Annotated in this window: 1 protein-coding gene; it reads left to right on the plus strand. The window is 61.6% G+C overall.

The features are described from left to right. Nucleotides 1-354 (plus strand): molybdopterin-dependent oxidoreductase (locus tag EN824_RS33830; protein WP_145972521.1); only part of this gene is annotated, 354 nt, incomplete at both ends.

Below are 354 nucleotides of genomic sequence, written 5' to 3' on the forward strand. Positions count from 1 at the left end.
CGTCGCCCGACCCGAAGGCGCAAAAACTGACGGCAAAGAACAACGCAAAGTTCGTCGCGCTCGACAAGGTCACGCCGTTCAAGGACATCACCAGCTACAACAACTACTACGAATTCGGCACCGACAAGGCAGATCCCGCCGAGCACGCGGGCACGTTACGGCCTCGTCCGTGGAAAGTGAGCGTCGAGGGCGAGATCAAGAATCCGAAGGTGTACGACATCGACGAACTGCTCAAGCTCGCGCCGCTCGAGGAGCGCGTGTACCGCCTGCGTTGCGTCGAAGGTTGGTCGATGGTGATTCCGTGGATCGGCGTGCCGCTCGCGGACCTGATCAAGCGGGTGCAGCCCACCGGCA

The sequence above is a fragment of the Mesorhizobium sp. M8A.F.Ca.ET.181.01.1.1 genome (assembly GCF_004792025.1).
GTDB lineage: Bacteria > Pseudomonadota > Alphaproteobacteria > Rhizobiales > Rhizobiaceae > Mesorhizobium.